The 1,941-nt window shown below is 49.8% G+C and carries 3 protein-coding genes; 2 read left to right on the forward strand and 1 reads right to left on the reverse strand.

Annotated features, from left to right (window positions below):
* The first annotated feature begins 95 nt into the window (after positions 1-95).
* Both N5098_RS15160 and N5098_RS15165 read left to right on the forward strand, forming a co-directional pair.
* Entirely contained in the window at positions 96-569 is a 474-nt protein-coding gene (locus N5098_RS15160; RefSeq protein WP_267638728.1) for an HD domain-containing protein, read from the forward strand.
* Positions 566-1,126, forward strand: a complete 561-nt coding sequence (locus N5098_RS15165; RefSeq protein ID WP_267638729.1) for a hypothetical protein — start codon at positions 566-568, stop codon at positions 1,124-1,126. The genes N5098_RS15160 and N5098_RS15165 overlap by 4 nt, the downstream gene beginning before the upstream one ends.
* A gap of 187 nt (positions 1,127-1,313) precedes the next feature.
* Here the strand turns inward: N5098_RS15165 and N5098_RS15170 are convergent, their stop codons facing one another.
* Positions 1,314-1,490 (reverse strand): DUF5786 family protein, encoded by a 177-nt coding sequence (locus N5098_RS15170; protein ID WP_267638730.1) that lies wholly within the window; start codon positions 1,488-1,490, stop codon positions 1,314-1,316.
* Positions 1,491-1,941 lie beyond the last annotated feature (451 nt).

Raw genomic sequence — 1,941 nt, forward strand, 5'->3', positions numbered from 1 at the left:
AACCGTCTGTTCGATACCCTCGACGATCTTCGTGATGCTGCGCTCTCTGCGCTCGATCGTATCGAAGTACCAGATGTCTTCACGTACTTATATCCGTGAGTATCAAGCATTCGCTGGGAGTGATGCATCTCGTTGGCGAATTAGCTAAATCGTTGGGTCTTCCCGAAGACACGATGCAGGCATACAAGATTGCAGGACTTCTGCACGACGTCGGTCACTCGCCGTTTTCCCACGCACTGGAGACCGTCATTGAGGAGAGATTAGGGTTCGAGCACGAACGGCAGTCGGAACGTATCATCGGAAAACTCGAAGACCTGTACGCCCCGGACGCTGAGTTCGTCATAGACATCATTCACGGGAACAGCGACTACGATATTATTGCGGGGGCTATTGACGCCGACCGACTTGACTACCTGCAACGGGATTCGCTCCGAACGGGGTTCCAGAACAGTAGCGTCGACGTCCGGACTATCGTCAAGTTTGCTCAGACCCACGGAGACCAGGTCGTCTTCGACAAGAAAGCGGCTCAGGCAATCGAGGACATGTTCTCGGCCCGACTCAGGATATGAAGACAACCGCTGGACATCACGCCACGCGCATTGCTGAAGTGATGCTTCGACGGGCCGTGAACGATTTTCTCAACAGCACCTCATACACGGCTGAAGACATTCTCACGTGGGACGACTACCAGCTCCATACCCGCCTCCTGGAATACGAGAGACACGAGAACATACCGAAGAAAGGAGACGGGAGGTTGTACACACGGATTTCGAATCGGAATCTCTACAAACGGGCGCTCTACGTCAACGAGAACACGATTGGCCGCGAGAGGATTTCCGAGATTGCAAGTGAGTATGACAACCCGACTGGTATCGAAGAGCGAATTGCAACTGATGCTGGAGTCAGCCCGCAACATGTCATCGTGGACTTGCCGTCCCTTCTTGATAAGGAGAGTACGCGCGTCCGGATCGTGATGCCTAACGGCGTACAGGACTTCTCTGATATCTCCCCGATACCGTCGCACCTTGTTGACGTTGAGTGGCGAAACACCACTCTAGGGGTGTATTCTCCAGAGAGCGATACTAGCGCTGTGCGGGAGGCTGTACGCGACTACTTCGGAGTTTGATTGGGCTGTAATTCGATTGTAGCACCTCGCCCCGAACTCTGTGCCTGCTGGATTCGACGCTCCGTCCAGCGTAAGTCAGAACAACAAACTCAGCGGTAACTCCGCACACCCACCTAATGCCTGTTTCAACGGGAAAAATATCGAGACAATAGGATTTCAACAGAGCGAGTTCACACTTGCGAGCGTACTAGTCCTTTGACTCATCCTTCATCTTGTTGAATGTTTCAAGCAATTGTTCGGGTGATTCTGTATTTTCGAAAGTTAGTTCACCTCGATATTCCTCTGGTTGGTCTTCGGAGTTATAGTCGATCTCCGAGATGGCTTTTTCACGTCGGGCATACTCGTGTTCGTCATAGTTTCCCATACCCATAGATTCTACACTTAGTCCTAGTTCATCATTAAGCTGTTGGCCATATTAGAACGACAATGTGCCGATAACTTAGACGATTAGTATATAATAATCCAATTAAGTTGGAAACAGTACATATAGGTTGTTTAACCCTATTTACGATACTACTATTGTAACAATTTCTAAATATCAAAGGCTTAAAAATAGTCGAGACGCGCACTGTCTAGATGCGCATTTTCGGGTGAAGGAGTGTTGATCGAAGGGAATCCAATTGCAGCTCTTATTTGATTGGCGGACAGTGGAGAACCCCTGCCCTGACTCTCTACTGTATTTTAAAAGTGGTCGTCGCTGCCGATGAGCAAAGGGCCGTGTTTAATCACCTGAAGGGAGTGGAATCTCCTGTTCTGCGGCCTTCCTGATGTTGTATACTGCACACATCAGCGCAAGTTCACGGAATTCTCGATAC

The sequence above is a fragment of the Halovenus rubra genome (assembly GCF_026586665.1).
Classification (GTDB): Archaea; Halobacteriota; Halobacteria; order Halobacteriales; family Haloarculaceae; genus Halovenus; species Halovenus rubra.